This window comes from Rhodovulum euryhalinum, assembly GCF_004342445.1.
GTDB classification, from domain to species: domain Bacteria; phylum Pseudomonadota; class Alphaproteobacteria; order Rhodobacterales; family Rhodobacteraceae; genus Rhodovulum; species Rhodovulum euryhalinum.
Genome location: NZ_SLWW01000003.1, coordinates 44,252 through 60,758 on the forward strand (window position 1 = coordinate 44,252; position 16,507 = coordinate 60,758).

Annotated in this window: 14 protein-coding genes and 1 tRNA gene; 3 read left to right on the forward strand and 12 right to left on the reverse strand. The window is 70.3% G+C overall.

Annotation, left to right across the window (positions count from 1 at the left end):
* Nucleotides 1-6 precede the first annotated feature (6 nt).
* The 7 genes from EV655_RS04350 to EV655_RS04380 are packed head-to-tail and all read right to left on the reverse strand — an operon-like array spanning nt 7 to nt 6,464.
* Complete coding sequence (locus tag EV655_RS04350; protein WP_132542223.1) at nt 7-936, reverse strand: AEC family transporter; 930 nt, start codon at nt 934-936, stop codon at nt 7-9.
* Nucleotides 936-1,736 (reverse strand): MBL fold metallo-hydrolase, encoded by an 801-nt coding sequence (locus tag EV655_RS04355; RefSeq protein WP_132542225.1) that lies wholly within the window; start codon nt 1,734-1,736, stop codon nt 936-938. The genes EV655_RS04350 and EV655_RS04355 overlap by 1 nt, the downstream gene beginning before the upstream one ends.
* The gene (locus EV655_RS04360) at nt 1,733-2,542 is read right to left on the reverse strand and encodes a TatD family hydrolase (protein WP_132542227.1); all 810 of its coding nucleotides are present in this window, start codon (nt 2,540-2,542) and stop codon (nt 1,733-1,735) included. Before EV655_RS04360 ends, EV655_RS04355 begins: the two co-directional genes overlap by 4 nt.
* Before the next feature lie 6 nt (nt 2,543-2,548).
* Nucleotides 2,549-3,679 (reverse strand): DNA polymerase III subunit delta', encoded by a 1,131-nt coding sequence (locus EV655_RS04365; protein ID WP_132542229.1) that lies wholly within the window; start codon nt 3,677-3,679, stop codon nt 2,549-2,551.
* Entirely contained in the window at nt 3,676-4,302 is a 627-nt protein-coding gene (gene tmk / locus EV655_RS04370) for a dTMP kinase (protein ID WP_132542231.1), read from the reverse strand. The genes EV655_RS04365 and tmk overlap by 4 nt, the downstream gene beginning before the upstream one ends.
* A gap of 1 nt (nt 4,303) precedes the next feature.
* Complete coding sequence (locus tag EV655_RS04375; protein WP_132542233.1) at nt 4,304-5,473, reverse strand: D-alanyl-D-alanine carboxypeptidase family protein; 1,170 nt, start codon at nt 5,471-5,473, stop codon at nt 4,304-4,306.
* A 13-nt stretch (nt 5,474-5,486) separates the two neighbouring features.
* Nucleotides 5,487-6,464 carry an SPOR domain-containing protein gene (locus tag EV655_RS04380; RefSeq protein WP_207901931.1) on the reverse strand — a complete coding sequence of 326 codons (978 nt, stop codon included), beginning with the start codon at nt 6,462-6,464 and terminating at the stop codon, nt 5,487-5,489.
* 286 nt (nt 6,465-6,750) lie between these two features.
* On the opposite strand from EV655_RS04380, the gene EV655_RS04385 reads away from it, so the two are divergent.
* The 3 genes from EV655_RS04385 to EV655_RS04395 all read left to right on the forward strand — a co-directional run bounded on the left by EV655_RS04385 (nt 6,751) and on the right by EV655_RS04395 (nt 10,394).
* Nucleotides 6,751-6,838: transfer RNA gene (locus tag EV655_RS04385), tRNA-Ser, on the forward strand.
* A gap of 1,011 nt (nt 6,839-7,849) precedes the next feature.
* On the forward strand, nt 7,850-9,025 hold the full coding sequence (locus EV655_RS04390) for a BaiN/RdsA family NAD(P)/FAD-dependent oxidoreductase (protein WP_132542237.1): 1,176 nt from the start codon (nt 7,850-7,852) through the stop codon (nt 9,023-9,025).
* Nucleotides 9,026-9,140: 115 nt separating this feature from the next.
* Nucleotides 9,141-10,394: an Hsp70 family protein gene (locus EV655_RS04395; RefSeq protein ID WP_132542239.1), complete on the forward strand. Its 1,254-nt coding sequence runs from the start codon at nt 9,141-9,143 to the stop codon at nt 10,392-10,394.
* A 45-nt stretch (nt 10,395-10,439) separates the two neighbouring features.
* Here the strand turns inward: EV655_RS04395 and EV655_RS04400 are convergent, their stop codons facing one another.
* The 5 genes from EV655_RS04400 to xylB all read right to left on the reverse strand — a co-directional run bounded on the left by EV655_RS04400 (nt 10,440) and on the right by xylB (nt 16,500).
* On the reverse strand, nt 10,440-11,540 hold the full coding sequence (locus EV655_RS04400; RefSeq protein WP_132542241.1) for a CaiB/BaiF CoA transferase family protein: 1,101 nt from the start codon (nt 11,538-11,540) through the stop codon (nt 10,440-10,442).
* Entirely contained in the window at nt 11,537-12,670 is a 1,134-nt protein-coding gene (locus tag EV655_RS04405; protein ID WP_132542243.1) for an acyl-CoA dehydrogenase family protein, read from the reverse strand. The genes EV655_RS04400 and EV655_RS04405 overlap by 4 nt, the downstream gene beginning before the upstream one ends.
* A gap of 145 nt (nt 12,671-12,815) precedes the next feature.
* Nucleotides 12,816-14,360 carry an alanine/glycine:cation symporter family protein gene (locus EV655_RS04410; protein ID WP_132542245.1) on the reverse strand — a complete coding sequence of 515 codons (1,545 nt, stop codon included), beginning with the start codon at nt 14,358-14,360 and terminating at the stop codon, nt 12,816-12,818.
* A 22-nt stretch (nt 14,361-14,382) separates the two neighbouring features.
* Nucleotides 14,383-14,817 (reverse strand): universal stress protein, encoded by a 435-nt coding sequence (locus EV655_RS04415; RefSeq protein WP_132542247.1) that lies wholly within the window; start codon nt 14,815-14,817, stop codon nt 14,383-14,385.
* Nucleotides 14,818-15,042: 225 nt separating this feature from the next.
* Nucleotides 15,043-16,500: a xylulokinase gene (gene xylB, locus EV655_RS04420; protein WP_132542249.1), complete on the reverse strand. Its 1,458-nt coding sequence runs from the start codon at nt 16,498-16,500 to the stop codon at nt 15,043-15,045.
* Nucleotides 16,501-16,507: the final 7 nt, after the last annotated feature.

Below are 16,507 nucleotides of genomic sequence, written 5' to 3' on the forward strand. Positions count from 1 at the left end.
CCCGCCTCAGGGCAGCACGGCAAGCCAGACCCATGCCGTCAGGATCGAGGCGGCCGTTCCGATCAGCACCGCCGACGCCGCCACCCGCCGCGCCGCGCCGTACATGTTGGCGAAGATGTAGGCGTTGACCCCGGGCGCCATCGCCGCGGTCAGCACCGCCGAGCGGAACGGTCCCGTCTCCAGCCCGAGCCCCGATCCCATGCCCCAGACGATCGCCGGATGCGCCACAAGCGAGATCGCGCAGGCATAGAGGATCACCCGCAGGTCGCCTTCGGGCCGATAGCGGTAGAGGATGCCGCCCAGCCCGAACAGCGCCGCGGGCAGCGCCGCACGCACCATCAGGTCCAGCGCGTCGGTCAGCACGGCCGGAAGGGGGATGCCGGTCAGGTTGACGGCAAGCCCCAGCGCGATGCCGATGACCAGCGCGTTGCGGAACATGGCCTTCAGGATCGCGCCCGCGGTGCCGAAAAGACCCGTGCCCTGGTTGCGCACGATCTCCATCGCGGTCAGGCCCAGCCCGTAGCAGAACGGCGAATGGACCGCGATGATCGCGTAGTTGGGCGCCAGCGCGTCCGCGCCATAGGCCCGTTCGGTGATCGGCAGGCCCAGCAGCAGCGAGTTGGAGAACAGGCAGACAAAGCCGATGGCGACGCTGTCCTCCCAACTGCGTCCGAACAGGACCCGCGCACCGACAAGCCCCAGGACGAAGCCGGCCGTCGCCCCGGCGTAGAAGCTCGACAACAGCCGCCAGTCGAACTCCTGGCCCAGATCCAGCGTCGAGACCGCGCGGAACAGCAGGCAGGGGATCGCGAAATGCTGGGTGAACTTCATCAGCCCGTCGACGCCCGCCTCGCTGAACAGCCCCCGCCAGACCGCCACATAGCCGAAGCCCAGCACCAGGAAGACCGGCAGGATGACGTCCAGCAGCGCCTGCATCAGGCGGGCAGGCTCAGCACCATCCCGTCATGGGCGGGGGTGATGTGGTCCGGCGTCTCGGCGGCCAGGGTCTCGTAGTCGAGGTCGATATGCATGTTGGTCAGCACCGCGCGTGCGGGGGCCAGCCGCGCGATCCAGTCCAGCGTGCGGTCGAGGTGGAAATGCGTCGGATGCGGTGTGCGCCGCAGCGCGTCGATCACCAGGATCTCCAGCCCCTCCAGCAGCGCGACGCTTTCCCCGTAGATCTCGGCCACATCGGGCAGGTAGGCCAGCCCGCCGATCCGGAACCCCAGCGCGTCGATCGCGCCATGGTTCACCCGGAACGGGACCAGCGTGATCCGCCCGCCCGCGCCGTCCACATGCACCGGCCCGTCGATCGTGTGCATGTCGAGGATCGGCGGGTAGGGCGAGCCCTCGGGCTGGGTAAAAGCATAGCCGAAGCGGGAGTAAAGCGCATCCTGCGTCGCGCCGTCGGCCCAGACGGCCAGCCTTTGCCGGGTGTTGAACACGATCTGGCGCAAGTCGTCGATACCGTGGACATGGTCGGCATGGGAATGGGTGTAGACCACCGCATCCAGCGTGCCGATCCCGGCCCGCAACAATTGCTCGCGCAGGTCGGGCGAGGTGTCGATCAGCACACGGGTTATCCCGCCGGGCGCCTCGCGTTCGACCATCAGGGAACAGCGCAGCCGGCGGTTTCTGGGGTTTGCGGGGTCACACTCCCCCCAATGCCCGCCCAGCCGCGGCACGCCGCCCGACGAGCCGCAGCCGAGGATGGTGAACCTGAGCGCGCCGGTCACGCGGCCTCCTGCCAGCTTGCGGCCTTGGCGAACAGCCGGTCGAAATTCGCCTGCGTCTGCGCGGCGAAGGCGGTGTAGTCGAGGCCGAACAGATCGGCGCCGACCCGCGCCGTATGGGCGGTATAGGCCGGTTCGTTGCGTCGCCCGCGATGGGGCGGCGGGGCCAGGTAGGGCGCGTCGGTTTCCAGGAGGATCCGGTCCAGCGGCGCGGCGGCAAAGATGTCGCGCAACTCCTTCGACTTCGGAAAGGCCGCGATCCCCGACATCGACAGGTAGAACCCCAGGTCCAGCGCGGCGCGCGCCAGCCCCGCGCCCGAGCTGAAACAGTGCATGACGCAGGCATAGGCGCGCTCGCGATAGCCCTCGGCCAGGATGCGCGCCATGTCCTCATCGGCATCGCGCGCATGAACGATCAGCGGCAGGCCGGTTTCCTGCGCCGCGGCGATGTGGACGCGCAGGCTTCGCTGCTGCACCTCGGCCGACTCGGCGGTGTAGTGATAATCCAGCCCGGTTTCACCGATGCCGACGAATTTCGGGTGCCGGGCCAGTGCGACCAGGTCGTCCACCGTGACCATCGGTTCCTCGGCCGCGCTCATCGGATGGGTGCCCGCGGCGTAGAACACGGGCGCATAGGCTTCGGCGATGCCACGTACCTGGGGTTCGTTCCTCAGCCGCGTGCAGATCGTCACCATCCGCGTCACGCCCGCCGCGACAGCCCGGGCCACGACAAGATCGAGCTCGTGCCCGAAATCGGGAAAGTCCAGGTGGCAGTGGCTGTCGGTGATCTGGGGGGTCGCTTGGGTCATCTCGCCTCAGGCGGCCAGCCGGCCGGCGGTCTCGTCCATTCTCAGAACCGTATCGAGGATGAGGGAGGCGGGGTCAAGGTTGACCGCCTTGCCGGTCCGGGCGCGGGCGGTCAGCGCCTGCGCGGCCTCGGCCCAGCCCCGCGCGGCGGTGGGGGTGGGCGCAAGCCGGGCCAGCATCGCCGCCTCGCCGGGCGCGGCTTCGGGGGGCGGGGTGCCGGTCGCGCCGGTGCGGGCGAGGCGGGCCAGCAAAAGCCCGATCAGCCGCAGCGTCAGATCGAACCGCGCCTCGGCCTCGCGCCCGGCCGCGGCTTGTGCCAGCCGGATCGCGCGGGCGCGGTCCAGCCGGGGATGGCCCGCGAACAGCGCGACCAGCTCGGCGTACAGCGCCAGCCCGTCCAGTTGCGCCAGCCGGATCGCCTCGCCCACCGAGCCGCCCGACAGTTCCGCCAGCGCGACCGGATCGGCTGGAACCTCCTGACCGGCGGCGGCCAGCGCCTCGGCAATGGCGCCGGGGGCCAGCGCCGAGAGGCGCAGCTCGCGGCAGCGCGAGCGGATCGTCGGCAACAGCCGCGCGGGCTGGTGGCTGACCAGCAGCAGCGTGGCGTTCGCTGGCGGCTCTTCCAGCAGCTTCAGAAGCGCGTTGGCGGCGCTGGGGTTCATCTCGTCGGCCGCGTCCACGATCACCACCCGCCGGCCGCCATCGGCCGCCGACATCCCGAAGAACCCGCGCAGGCGGCGCACCTCGTCCACGGTGATGACGGTTTCCAGCCGCTTCTTCTTGTCGTCCCAGGCCCGCCGGATCAGCAGCAGCCCCGGTTCCGACAGCGCCGCGATGCGGCGGGCGACCGGGTGATCGGGGGCGACCGCCAGCCCGCTGGGGGCCGGGGGCGCGTCGCCGAACAGGCCCCCGTCGCTGCCCGCGGGCTGCGCCAGCAGGAACCGCGCGATCGCCCAGGCCAGCGTCGCCTTGCCCACGCCGCGCGGCCCCGTCAGCAGCCAGCCATGGTGCATCCGTCCGCCCGTGAACGCATCGAGAAACCCCGCCTCGGCCGCCGCTTGCCCGATCACCCGCGCCGTCTCGCGCGGGTGGGGGGCGCCCTCGACGCGGTCGGGTTCGGGGATCGCCTCGTCGGTCATGCCAGCGCTGCCTCGGCCAGATCGGCGATCTCGGCGGCGATCGCGTCGGCGGCGCGATCGGCGTCGATCACCCGGCAGCGGGAGTCGAATTCCTGCGCTAGGTCCAGGAAACCCGCCCGCATCCTCGCCTGCATCGCCTCGCCGAAATCCTCGAACCGTTCTTCCGTGCCGTTCCGTCCCCTGGCCCGCGCCAGCCCCGTGCCGGGCGGCATGTCGAGGATGAAGGTCAGGTCCGGCTCACGCCTGATCATCAGCACATGTAGCTTGTCGACCACCCGGCGCAGGTCGCCCCGCGTTATGCCCTGGTAGACGCGGGTGGAATCGGCGAAGCGGTCGCAGATCACCACCCGGCCCGCGGCCAGCGCCGGGTTGATCGTCTTTTCCAGATGGTCGCGCCGCGCCGCGGTGAACAACAGGATTTCCGTCTCGGCCGACCATCGGTCGGGATCGCCCTCCAGCACCAGCCGGCGGATCTCCTCGGCGCCGGGGCTGCCGCCCGGCTCGCGCGTCAGCACCACGTCGCGGCCCTGCGCCCGCAGATGCTCGGCCAGCCGTCGCGCCTGGGTGGACTTGCCGGAGCCGTCGATGCCCTCGAAGGTGATGAACTGCGCGGCCCCTGCCATCTCAGAGGCCCGTGGCCTCCCGGCCAAGCCCGACCAGAACCTCTGTCGCGGTTCTCAGGCGCGGCACGAAGCCACCGCGCGCGACCGAGCGTTCCGCCACCAGCGGCACCCGCAACTCGCCCAGTTCAGGCCGCGAGATCACCAGTTCGCCCAGTTCCTGGCCCTCCTCGACGGGGGCAAGGATCGGGTCGCGAAAGATCACCTCGGCGCCGATCTGTTCGCGCACCGTCGCGGGCAACAGGATCTCGACATCCTCGGGTACGACAAGGCCCACCTGTTCGATCTCGCCCATCCAGATCCTGGCCTCGGCGACCCGTTCGCCCTGGCGCAGCACCTCGCGCTGGACGAACTGGCGGAACGCCCAGTTGACGATCCGCTCGCCCTCTTCGGCGCGCTGGGCCTCGGTCTCGAGCCCGGTGATGACGAAGGTCACCCGCCGCCCGCCCTGCAGCGCCGAGCCGACAAGCCCATAGCCCGCCTCCTCGGTGTGGCCGGTCTTGAGCCCGTCTGCCCCGATCCCCAGTTTCAAGAGCGGGTTCCGGTTGAACCGGTTCTGCGGCGCCCGCCCGTCGAACGGATACTCGGCCTCGGCGAAATAGCCGTAGTACTCGGGGAAATCCTCGATCAGCCGCTCGGCGATGATGCCGAGATCCTTCATGCTCATGCGCTGGTTCGGATGCGGCCAGCCGGTCGAATTGGCGAAGGTCGCGTTCTCCATCCCCAAGGCGCGGGCGCGTTCCGTCATCAGCCGCGCGAATGCCTCTTCGGTGCCCGCCAGCCCCTCGGCCACCACCACGCAGGCATCGTTGCCCGATTGCACGATGATGCCCTGGATCAGTTGCTCGACCGTGGGCCGGTCCTGGTCGTTCAGGAACATCGTCGACCCGCCCATCGCCATCGCGCGGGACGAGACCGAGAACTGCGTCTCAAGCGTCACCCTCCCGTCGCTGAGCGCCTCGAACAGCATGTTCAGCGTCATCAGCTTGGACATCGAGGCCGGCGGCAGGGGCTGGTCGGCGTTCTTGGACAGCAGAACCGTGTCGGTGGTCTGGTCCACCACATAGGCCGCGGTGGCGCGCGTCTCGAACGCGGCGCCCGCAGGCAGGGCCAGCGCGGTGGCCAGCGCGGCCAGCGCGATCAGGGTCTTGGGTCGGATGGATGTCTGTCCCATGGTCCGCGGTGCCTCAGTTCGTCACGTAATAGGCATCGGTGTAGCCGAGCCCCCGGACCTTCTCAAGCAGCGCCGCCTGTTCCGAGCGGGTGCTTGCCGGTCCGATCACGACGCGCCAGAACTGCGCCCCGCCGCTTTTCTGCGCATGGATCGTCGGCACGATGCCGCCCTTGCGCAGCGTCTCGCTGGCGTCCTCGGCATAGGCCTCGACGGTAAAGATGCCGACCTGGATGAAGGGCTTGGCCAGCCCGGACGCCCGCGGTGCGGGTGCGGCGGCGGCAGGGGCAGGGGCAGGGGCAGGGGGGGCGGTCGCCGCGGCGGTCTCGGCCGGGATCGTCACGGTGCCGGGGGGCGGGGCGGCCACGTCGCCGGGCGCCATCTGCGCGGGGCGGGCGGCCGGCGTGGCGGGGGCAAGGGACCGCGCCGGCCGCGACGGGGGCGGCGTGGCGCCCGGAACGGCCTGCCGCGCCTCGGCGTCGTCGATCGCGGCCGCTGCGGCGGTCAGCGGTTCGGCCCCGTCCTTCGCCCCGGAGGCGGGCGCGGGCACTGGAACCTCCTCGCGGCGGAGTGCGACGACGCTCAACTCGGTCGGCTTGCCCGCAAGCATCTCCAGCGCCGTGGCCGCGTCGGACGAAACCTGCAGCTTCGGCCCCGGCATTTCACGCTCGCGCCGAAACAGCGCGCCGACGACCGACTTGCCGTTCTCGGTGTTGCGGATCATCACCCGTTCCGGGGTGGTCGCGTCGGGATGCGCGATCCAGACACCCCCGAGCGAGGGGCGGCCGTCCCACAGCGCCGGTTCGGTTGCCGAGAAGACGTCCGGCGCCTCGACTTCGCGTTCTGCCATGGTGGGGGCGGTTCCGATCTGTGCGGGCGTATCCCCGTCGGCCCCGCGCCCGAGCCCCGCGAACGGCCCGCTGCCCTGGCACCCCGGCACAAGAAGCGCCGCGCCCAGAACCAGGGCCAGCCGCCCGATCCGGTTCGCCGTCATGCCTTGCCCCCTTTTCGCACGGGCGCCCCCGTGTCGCTTGTTTGTCTGCCCGTATCCGATGTGCTGCATCCGCCCCGGGCCCGGTCGCCAGAACGCGCCCTTCGGCCCGCACCGCCTGCACGCCGGATGATAGCGGCAGGCGGGAAGCAAGGAAAGGCTCGTGCCCTGGCAAAGGCGGATTTCGGCACGCGGGTGCTTTCAGAATCGAACCCGCCGCTCTAAGCCTCAGGACCGGATCGGAGGAGCGGCAGAGCGGTCGAGTGGACCGGTCTTGAAAACCGGCGACGGAAGGGTGGCAGAGTGGTCGATTGCAGCGGTCTTGAAAACCGCCGATGGGCAACCATCCGTGGGTTCGAATCCCACCCCTTCCGCCAATATTTTCAACAGGTTATCGTCGCTGATCTCCGCCCGTAAAACCCCGCTGCAAAGCTGCTACAAGCTGGCGATTTAGGGTTGCGGGAATCGGTCCGCGCAGGCTGCATGTAGCAGATTTGTAGCAGCCGTCAGCACGAAGGGGCAGATTTGCGAAAGATCTCGCCAAATGGGGTCAGAGATGACTTCCAAGGATAACCGACTGCTATCAGTGCGTTTTGTGGCGCGGGGCTTGCGGCATTTGGTGGAGATGAGCACGGATCGACGTTGACGGCGCAGAGTCTGCTGGCTGTCGCAGTAGCGTGGGATGGAACGCGCCCGAATGGGTGGCAGGGTCTCCAGTGCGCCCAGACGAAATCCTCGGTGGCGAAGAAGACGCGGTCGGTCTTGTCGAAGAACCCCATCGTCTCGGGCGCGTCCTGCTAGGGCGGCTTGCCCTGGTGCAGGCGCCGACCGCCGACCGCGAAGGCGTGGCGGCCGGACTGACCGTGGCCTTCGACGCGGGGCCGCACATGGCCCGTCTCCGCCAACGATCCGCCACGCCCTGCGGTTCCAGACCTGGGCGGTTCTGGAGCAGCCGGGACTCGACGAGGACCAGAAGGTTGCCCTGGTGTCTCATTGGCTCTGGTGCCCTGACACGTGATCCCGGATTGCGGATGACGCTGCGCGAGCGATCCGAGATGTTCGCACCCGCTGGCCATCGCGAACGGCCATGAGACCGCTGATCCGGCCTCCCATGAGCCCGAGATCGACGGGAATCCGGCCATGTCCGGAGTGGTCGTCAGGCGGCCCTGTCGGTGGACTCGTCGCTCGCCATGGTGTAGCTGCCCGACGCGGCTGCCGCGGGTTCCCGTCCCGCCTGCTGAAGCCGGGTCCAACCGCCACGCGGCTCTGGAAACGGACGCCATGGCCGCGTAGCTAGGATCAATCGGCCTCCGGCACATCCGGCGCGGTTCACGCATGTCGAAGCGCAGGGGCGGTGATGCGGATTTCCGGAACCTGGAAGGGCGGCAGTGGACTACGACGCGATCATCCTGGGCGCAGGCGGTGCGGGCCTGATGGCGGCCGCGACAGCAGGCCAGGCCGGTGCCCGGGTGCTTGTCATCGACCACGCGGACCGGCCGGGCAAGAAGATACTCATCTCGGGCGGGGGCCGTTGCAACTTTACCAATACCGGGGCCGGGCCCGCGAATTTCCTGTCCGGGAACCCGCATTTCTGCAAGTCCGCGCTGAGCCGGTATTCCCAGTGGGATTTCCTCGCCCTCGTCGAGCGCCATGGAATTGCGTGGCATGAAAAGACCCTTGGGCAGTTGTTCTGCGACGGCTCCGCGCGGCAGATCGTTGCCATGCTGCTTGAGGAATGTCGCAAGGGAGGGGTGGAAATCTGGCTTGGCACGCGCATCGGCGAGATCGAACATGCCGACGGGCGGTTCCGGGTGGCGGGCTGTGTCGCGCGCCAGCTTGTGATCGCCACCGGCGGGCCGTCGATCCCCAAGATGGGCGCCACCGGCATCGCCTACGACATCGCCCGGCGATTCGGCCTCGAGGTTGTCCCGCCGCGTCCGGCGCTGGTGCCGCTGACGCTCGGGCAGGAGGATGCACTCTTCACGTCGATCCCGGGCGTGTCCTGTCCGGTCGTGGCGCGGGTGGGCGATGTCGCGTTCGAGGAGGCGGCGCTGTTCACGCACCGGGGGCTGTCCGGTCCCGCAATCCTGCAGGCCTCGTCCTACTGGCGCCCGGGCGGGACGGTTTCGCTGAGTGTCCTGCCCGATGCGGCCGGGACGCTTCGGGCGGCACGGCGGCACATGCCGCGGTCGCATCTGAAGGCGGTGCTTGCGCAGCATCTCCCGACCCGTCTCGCCGAGGTGCTCGCGCTCCGCATCGGGTTGACCAGGGAGCTTGGCAACGTCACGGACGCCGATCTCGATGCCGCCACCGCGACGTTGACGCGCCTGACCTTCCGTCCGACCGGAACCGAGGGCTATGCCAAGGCCGAAGTGACGGCGGGCGGCATCTCGACCGCCGCACTGTCGTCCAAGACGATGGAGGCGCGCGACGTGCCCGGGCTTTACGCGATCGGCGAAGCGGTCGACGTGACGGGCTGGCTGGGCGGGTACAACTTCCAATGGGCCTGGTCGTCCGGCGTCGCCGCCGGCCTGGCCATCGCGGCGCGTCACGGGTGCCCCTGACCGGCCGCGGTCGCGACCCATCGGCGGGCCATCCTCTCCATGCAAAAGAGGATGGGCTTGCGACCGGCGGGCCGATCGGCTAGGCCCCGCGGCCTGCATCCATCGAGGATCTGCCGTGACCCATCCCACACTCGCCCTCGACTTCGGAACCTCGAATTCCGCCGCGGCGGTCCTGCGCGATGGCGTCGTGCGGCGCCTCGGGATCGAGGCGGGGGCGGACACCCTGCCCACGGCCGTCTTCCTGCCCGCCCGCGGCGGCAGCATGCGGATCGGCCGGGCCGCCGAGGCGGCGCTGGTCGAGGGCGAAGAGGGGCGCTACATGCGGGCGCTGAAAAGCATCCTCGGAACGCCGCTCTTCCATGAAGAGCGCCTGATCGCGGGCAGGCGGCGGACGCTTTGCAGCATCGTGACCGCCCTTCTGGCCGAGGTGAAGACGCGGGCCGAGGCCGCGGCGGGCACCCGCTTCACCCGCGTTCTCTCGGGACGCCCGGTCCATTTCCATTCCGGCGATGCCGACCGCGACGCCCGGGCCGAGGCGGACCTGCGCGCCTGTTATCTGGCCGCCGGGTTCGACGCGGTGGATTTCCTGTTCGAGCCCGAGGCCGCGGCCCTTGCCACAAGGCAGGCCGGAGGGCCGGAGGAAACCCGGCTGATCGTCGATATCGGCGGCGGCACGTCGGATTTCTCGGTCGTCCATACCCGCACCGACGGGATCGGGATCGTCGCAAGCCACGGCATCCGGCTTGGGGGGACGGATTTCGACCATGCGGTGTCGATGGCGCAGGCGATGCCGATGCTCGGCCTTGGCGGCGACCTGCGCCGCACCCTGGGCGAAGGGCTGCTGCCCGTGCCGCGGGCGATCTATGCCGATCTCTCGACCTGGGCGATGATCCCCTTCCTCTATTCCCGGGACACGGAACGCGCGGTCGCCGACCTTGTGCGCCACGCGGTCGACCCGGCCCCGATGCGTCGGCTGGCCGCCGTGATCGAACACCGGCTCGGTCACGACCTGGCCTTCGCGGTCGAGCGCGGCAAGATCGCGGCGAACGCGGCCGCGCCCGGCGCGCGCATCGACATGGGCTGCATCGAGCCCGGTCTCGCCGTGCCGGTCACCGCGGGCATGATGAACGCGGCGCTTTCGGACTGTCGCGACCGGCTTCGCACCGCGCTTTACGAAACCCTGGTCCTCGCCCGCGTGCCCCCGGCCGAGATCGGCTCGGTCGTTCTGGTCGGCGGGTCCAGCCTGATGTCGCTGGTCGAGGCCGAGGCGCGCGCGGTCTGCCCGGCCGCCCGCCTGGTCCGCGCGGACGCGTTCACCGCGGTGGTCGATGGCCTGGCCCTTGCGACCGGACCCGCGGGCGGACGATAGCGCGGGCCAGCCCGCACCCTGCCGGGGACCCGTGGCCCCGGGCGCTCAGCGCCCGCGCCAGCGGGCAAGGATCACCGCGGGGTCGCGGCGGTCGGTCTCGGGGGGCGACGGGCGCGGGGCCGGGGTGGCCGAGAAACGCGGCGCGGGCGCAGGCTGGGGCACGCCGCCCGCCTCGACAAAGGTGGCGCGGGCGGCATTGTGCGGGTGCGCCTGCGCCTCGTCCCAGTCGAGAACCGGGCCCAGGCAGGCGTCGACCCCCTCGAACCGCGCCAGCCATTCGGCCCGTGTCCGCGTCTGGAACGCCGCGGCGAGGCAGGCGCGCCAGGCGGGCCAGCGTGTGCGGTCGTCCTGCGGCTGGAACGCGGCAGGGTCCAGCCCCAGCCCCGTCAGAAGTGCCACCAGGAACTGCGGCTCGATCGCGCCCACCGCCACGAACCGGCCATCCGCGCAGGCGTAGACCCCGTAGTAGAACGCTCCGCCGTCCAGCATGTTGGCCGCGCGGCCCGGTCCCCAGGCGCCGCCCGCGCGAAAGCCGTGGATCATCGCCGACAACAGCGCCGCGCCATCGGTCATCGCCGCATCGACGACCTGGCCCTGGCCGGTGCGCGCGGCCGAGATCAGCCCCGCCAGCATGCCAAAGGCCATGAGCATGCCGCCGCCGCCGAAATCGCCCACCAGGTTCAGCGGCACCGCAGGCCGGTCCGCGGGGCCGATTGCGTCCAGCACGCCGGTCAGCGCGATATAGTTGATGTCATGCCCGGCGCGGGCGGCCAGCGGCCCGTCCTGGCCCCATCCCGTCATCCGCCCGTAGACGAGGCGCGGATTGCGCGACAGTCCCTCGGCCGGCCCCAGCCCCAGCCGCTCCATCACGCCGGGGCGAAAGCCCTCGATCAGCCCGTCGGCCTCGGCGATCAGGTCCAGCGCCATGGCCCGTCCCGCCCCGGATTTCAGGTCGAGCGACACGCAGGCGCGGCTGCGGGCCAGCACGTCGGCGGGGCTATCCATCGTGGCGATATCCGAACGCCGCGCGGGCGGGTGGATGCGCAGCACCTCGGCCCCGTGATCGGCCAGCATCATCGCGGCGAAGGGCGCGGGGCCAAGCCCGACGAACTCGACGATCCGAAGACCGTCCAGCGCCCCCGTCATGCGCTCAGCGCCCGGGCGATCACCAGGCGCTGGATATCGCTTGTCCCTTCGTAGATCTGGCAGACGCGGACATCGCGATAGATGCGCTCGACCGGGAAATCGCGGGTGTAGCCATAGCCGCCCAGCGTCTGGATCGCGTCGGAACAGACCGCCTCGGCCATCTCCGAGGCGAACAGCTTGGCCATCGACGCCTCTTTCAACGCCGGGCGGCCCGCGTCGCGCAGGGCGGCGGCGTGCAGCACCATCTGCCGCGCGGCCTCGATCCGCGTGGCCATGTCGGCAAGGCGAAAGGCGACGGCCTGGTGCTCGACGATCGGCTTGCCCATGCTGGTGCGCGCGCCCGCATAGGCCAGCGCCGCGGCAAAGGCGGCCCGCGCCATGCCGACCGATTGCGCGGCGATGCCGATCCGCCCGCCTTCCAGGTTCGACAGCGCGATGCGATAGCCTTGGCCCTCTTCTCCCAGCAGGTTCTCGGCCGGGATCTCGAGATCCTCGAACGCGATCTGCGCTGTGTCGGACAGCGTCTGGCCCAGCTTCTTCTCCAGCGACGCGACGCGATAGCCGGGGGTGTCGGTGGGCACGATGAAGGCCGATATGCCCTTCTTGCCCGCCTGCGCATCGGTCACGGCAAAGACGATGGCCACGTCCGCGTTCCGGCCCGAGGTGATGAACTGCTTGACCCCGTTCAGTACCCAGCCCGTGTTCGTCCGCCGCGCCCGCGTCTTCAGCGCCGCCGCGTCCGAGCCCGCCTGCGGCTCGGTCAGGCAGAAGGCGCCAAGCATCCGGCCCGCCGCCATCGGGCGCAGGAACCGATCCTTCTGGGCCGCGCTGCCAAAGCGCAGGATCGGCACGCACCCGACCGAGTTGTGCACCGACATGATGGTGGACACCGCCCCGTCGCCTGCCGCGATCTCTTCCAGCGCGACGGCATAGGCGACATGATCGACCATCGCCCCGCCCCAGTCCTCGGGCACCAGCATGCCCATCAGCCCCAGCCGCCCCATCTCGGCCAGGTCTTCCTTCGGGAATTCGCCCGTTTCGTCGCGTTCGGCGGCCCTGGGGGCCAGCCGGTCCTCGGCAAAGCGGCGCGCCATGTCACGCACCATCTCCTGGTCGTCGGTCAGCAGCATCGGTCGTCTCCTCCCGGGTCGGCATCGGCCCCTCCCTGCGCGTATAGCGCCGGGGGCGCGCCCGGGGCAATCCGCGGGGTGGCCGCAACCGGAACCGGACGGCCGGGGTCAGGCCCGGCCGCCCGGCGCCGAAGGGGACGGCCCGCTAGCGGAACTTGCGGATCTCGCCGGATTTCAGCCGCGCGAGATAGCTGTCGAGTTCGCGCCGGACGATCGGCATCAGCAGGTACAGGGCGAAGATGTTCACCACCGCCATCGCAAAGATCGCCGCGTCCGAGAAGTCGATCACCGGGCCGAGGCTGGCGGCCGCGCCGATCACCACGAAGACGCAGAAGATCACCTTGAAGACCAGCTCGGTCGCCTTGCCCTCGCCGAACAGGTAGGTCCAGGCCTTGAGCCCGTAATAGGACCAGCTGATCATCGTCGAAAAGGCGAACAGGATCACCGCGATCACCAGGATGTAGCGGAACCACCCGAAGGCCGACGAGAACGCCGCCGAGGTCAGCGCGACACCGGTGTTGCCGTCGACCGTGGCGATGGCGGTGCCCGCCTCGTTCAGCACGTAAAGCCCGGTCGCGGGGTCGGCGACCAGCTGCCCGGTGATGATGATGACCAGCGCCGTCATCGTGCAGATCACCACCGTGTCGATGAAGGGCTCCAGCAGCGACACGAAGCCCTCGGTCACCGGCTCCTTGGTGCGCACCGCCGAATGCGCGATGGCCGCCGAGCCCACGCCCGCCTCGTTCGAGAACGCGGCCCGGCGGAAGCCCTGGATCAGCGCGCCGATCATGCCGCCCGCGACCCCCAGCCCGGTGAAGGCGCCCGCGAGGATCTGGCCGAACGCCCAGCCGATCTTGTCGGCGTTCATCCCGAGGATGACCAGCGCGGTGGCGACGTAGAGGATGCCCATGAACGGCACCACCTTCTCGGTCACCCGCGCGATGGATTTCAGCCCGCCCACGATCACGGCAAAGACGACGCCCGCCAGCACGATCCCGGTGATCCAGCCCGGATAGTCACCCACCACGTTGGCGATCTGCGCATGCGCCTGGTTGGCCTGGAACATGTTACCGCCGCCCAGCGCGCCGAGGATGCAGAACACCGCGAAGAACACCGCGAGGATCCTGCCCCCCGGCAGGCCGCGCTCGGCGAAGCCCTTGCGCATGTAATACATCGGCCCGCCCGAGACGGTGCCATCGGGGTACTCGTTGCGGTATTTCACGCCCAGCGTGCACTCGGTGAACTTGGACGCCATGCCCAGAAGACCCGCGAGGATCATCCAGAACGTGGCGCCGGGGCCGCCGATGCCGACCGCTACCGCCACGCCCGCGATGTTGCCCAGGCCCACCGTGCCCGACAGCGCGGTGGCCAGCGCCTGAAAGTGGCTGACCTCGCCCGCGTCCTTCGGGTCGGAATAGTCGCCCCGGACCAGCGCGATCGAATGGCCGAAGCCGCGCAACTGGATCAGCCCGAAATAGATGGTAAAGACGGTTGCGGCGACGACCAGCCACAGCACGATCCAGGGAAAGGACGTGCCCGGCAGCGGCGCGAAGATGAAGTTGACGAACCAGCCTGTGGAACTGGCGAAGATCTCGTTGACCCTATCGTCGATGGATTGCGCCGTGGCCGGCGCGGCAAGGGCGCAAAGCGCCAGCGGCGCAGCCATCGCGCCCGCGAAAGACCTGGTCATGTCGGGTTCCTCCCTCTGCGTCTCAAGGCACGATGGTGACGGGGATCGGCGCGGCCTGGGCCAGCGTGCCCGCCACCGAGCCGAACAGCCGCGCGGCCAGCAGCGAATGGCCGGTGCGGCCGATGACGATCTGGCTTGCGCCGTGATCGGTGGCGATCCCGCACAGCGTCTCGGCGATATGGCCGTATTTCAGCTCGGTCTCGACCGGAACGCCGGTTCCCGAAAGACGCTCCAGCAGGGGGGCAAGCAGCGCGCTTTCGGCGCGCGCAAGCTCTTCGTTGCGCCGCTTGTGCCGTTCCGCCAGTTCCTCTGGTGTCAGGAATGAATAGGGCGACCATTCAAGGACATGGGCGATCACAAGGCCCGCGCCCTCGGCGGTGGCGTGGCCCAGGGCATAGTCGACCGCGCGGGCCGCGCTGTCGCTGCCATCAAAGCCGACAAGTATCTTTCCGGTCATTCTGTCCTCCCTCGTGCTGTCCGGCCTGTCCGACGAAGTTTATGCAAGATGGGACAAAAAGACGCGGATTATTTCCGGAGCGCCCGCAAAGGTCCGCAATTCGCCGGATTTTCCCGAAGGAAACCAGCAGTCTGCCGTACCTTGTCCGACGAAATGCGCGGTCTTGCGCAGGGGCCGCATCGGGCACCCCGCGCTGGGGCGGAAACGCCCCGGGGCTGGCCGGGGTCAGCCGCGCCGGGCCGACACCGCCTCGCGCAGGGCGCGGAACCGGGCAAAGGCCGCGTCATGGCTGGCCGCGTGGTCCGGGTCGGGGGCAAAGCTTCGGGCGACCGGCGGGGCGGTGCAGATCGCGGCCGGGTCGGCGCCCTCGGCCGCCATCAGCCCCAGCCGCGCTGCGCCGAAGGCCGCCCCCCGCTCGCCCGCCGCGGGCCGGTCGACCTGCAGGCCCAGAACCGTCGCGATGATCCCCAACCACAGGTCCGAACGGCTGCCGCCGCCCACCGCCATCAGCCGCGCGGGCCGGGTTCCGGCCGCCGCCAGCGCCATCAGGTTCTCGCGCAGCGCGAAGGCCACGCCGTCCAGCACCGCCCGCGTCATCTCGGCCCGCGTCGTCCCCGCCGACAGCCCGTGAAAGCCGGCGCGCAGCCCCGGGTCGTTATGCGGCGTCCGCTCGCCCGAGAGATAGGGCAGGAAGCTGACCGGCGACGGCCCGGCATCGGTCTGGTCCAGTTCCGCGATCAGCGCCGCAGGCGCGGCCCCGGCAATTCCGGCGAACCAGGCCAGCGCCGAGGCGGCGGACAGCATCACCCCCATCTGGTGCCACATCCCCGGCAGCGCGTGGCAGAAGGTGTGAACCGCCGTCTCGGGCCGGGGCGAATAGGCGTCGCAGGCCGCGAACAGCACCCCCGAGGTGCCCAGCGACACGAACCCGTCGCCGCGCCCGACGGTGCCCAACCCCACGGCCGAGGCCGCGTTGTCGCCCGCGCCGCCCGCGACCACGGTGTCCGCCCGCATCCCCCAGCGCCGCGCCAGATCGGCGCGCAGCCCGCCCGACGGTGCCGACCCCTCGACCAGGCGCGGCATCTGCGCGCGTTCCATCCCCGTCGCCGCCAGAAGCCGGTCCGACCAGTCCCGCGCGCCCGTGTCCAGCCAGGATGTGCCCGCGGCATCGGACATTTCCGAGACATGCTCGCCGGCAAGCCACAGCCGCAGGAAATCCTTGGGCAACAGCACCTTCGCCACCTGCCCGAACAGAGCCGGATCGGTCTCGCGCAGCCAGACCAGTTTCGGTGCGGTGAAGCCCGGAAAGACGATGCTGCCCGAGATCGCGCGGAAATCGGGATCGGCATCCAGCCGCGCGGCCTGCGCGGCGCTGCGCGTGTCGTTCCACAGGATGCAGGGCGCAAGCACCCGGTCGTCGGCCCCCAGCATCGTCGCCCCGTGCATCTGGCCCGACAGGCCGATGCCGCGGATCGCGGCCATCCGCTCGCCCAGCCCGGCCCGCAGCGCCTGCATCACCGTTTCGGCCGCCGCGATCCAGTCGGCGGGATCCTGTTCCGACCAGCCGGGGCGGGGGTGATGTGCCGTGATCGCCGCCTCGGCAGAGGCCACGACGCTTTGCGCCTCGTCGATCACCAGCGCCTTCAGCGCCGAGGTGCCGAGATCGAGTCCGAGATAGAGCATGGTCCCC

Excerpts from the sequence above, each read along its gene's own strand:
- EV655_RS04350 (WP_132542223.1), bottom strand. The coding sequence starts at position 936 with ATGCAGGCGCTGCTGGACGTCATCCTGCCGGTCTTCCTGGTGCTGGGC.
- EV655_RS04400 (WP_132542241.1), bottom strand. The coding sequence starts at position 11,540 with ATGACGGGGGCGCTGGACGGTCTTCGGATCGTCGAGTTCGTCGGGCTT.
- EV655_RS04380 (WP_207901931.1), bottom strand. The coding sequence starts at position 6,464 with ATGACGGCGAACCGGATCGGGCGGCTGGCCCTGGTTCTGGGCGCGGCG.
- EV655_RS04375 (WP_132542233.1), bottom strand. The coding sequence starts at position 5,473 with ATGGGACAGACATCCATCCGACCCAAGACCCTGATCGCGCTGGCCGCG.
- EV655_RS04405 (WP_132542243.1), bottom strand. The coding sequence starts at position 12,670 with ATGCTGCTGACCGACGACCAGGAGATGGTGCGTGACATGGCGCGCCGC.
- EV655_RS04365 (WP_132542229.1), bottom strand. The coding sequence starts at position 3,679 with ATGACCGACGAGGCGATCCCCGAACCCGACCGCGTCGAGGGCGCCCCC.
- EV655_RS04360 (WP_132542227.1), bottom strand. The coding sequence starts at position 2,542 with ATGACCCAAGCGACCCCCCAGATCACCGACAGCCACTGCCACCTGGAC.
- EV655_RS04415 (WP_132542247.1), bottom strand. The coding sequence starts at position 14,817 with ATGACCGGAAAGATACTTGTCGGCTTTGATGGCAGCGACAGCGCGGCC.
- tmk (WP_132542231.1), bottom strand. The coding sequence starts at position 4,302 with ATGGCAGGGGCCGCGCAGTTCATCACCTTCGAGGGCATCGACGGCTCC.
- xylB (WP_132542249.1), bottom strand. The coding sequence starts at position 16,500 with ATGCTCTATCTCGGACTCGATCTCGGCACCTCGGCGCTGAAGGCGCTG.
- EV655_RS04410 (WP_132542245.1), bottom strand. The coding sequence starts at position 14,360 with ATGACCAGGTCTTTCGCGGGCGCGATGGCTGCGCCGCTGGCGCTTTGC.